Annotated in this window: 1 pseudogene; it reads right to left on the reverse strand. The window is 67.9% G+C overall.

Annotation, left to right across the window (positions count from 1 at the left end):
- A pseudogene (locus tag VXC91_RS46535) lies at positions 1–661 on the reverse strand (IS200/IS605 family accessory protein TnpB-related protein); the annotation flags it as partial.

Consider the following 661-nt stretch of genomic DNA (forward strand, 5'->3'; position numbering starts at 1 on the left):
CCGATGCCCACGACGATCGCTCTGGTCGTCGTGGGGCGGTGCCGTCCGTCGCCGGATGCGGTGCCCGAGGGCGCGTCGTCCAATCGCGACGCCGGCGGCGTCGTGACGGGTGGTCTTACGGTTCTTGCTGGTGAGGGGAGTCTGCCAGTGCTCAGCCCCCCACATCGACGTGTATGCCGGATCGACCGCGACGATCGTGACGCCCAGCTCGGCGGCCATGGACACAAGCCGGGCCCGCAGCTTGGAGACGGGCATGCCGGAGATTAGCTTGCGGAACCGCTTGCGCCTGCCGTGTTTTTCGCGGGTCTTCTCGGCGGTGAAGTCGAGATCTTCGATCGCGATGGACAGATCATGCCGGTGGGCCCAGTGCAGGAGCCGGGTGAGGGCGTGTCGCACTTGTGCGTCACGGTATCCAGCCGGGCCGTTGAGATCGTAGAAGAATCTGCGGGGCTGACCGCACGGGTTGCCGTGCTTGTCCAGCCGCCAGGCGGCCAGGTGATCGGCGTTGGTGTCCACACCGACCAGGCCACCGGCACGGGCCTGGGCGAGGGGGACGGTCTTGACCGGCGGGATCGTCCACGATGCCGTCAGATACCAGCGGCCCCGCTGCACGTCCAGGTGGATTCGGTAGGCCACGGCCCGGTTTGCCGAGACGAGGTCG

This window comes from Streptomyces chiangmaiensis (assembly GCF_036281785.1).
Taxonomy (GTDB): Bacteria; Actinomycetota; Actinomycetes; order Streptomycetales; family Streptomycetaceae; genus Streptomyces; species Streptomyces chiangmaiensis.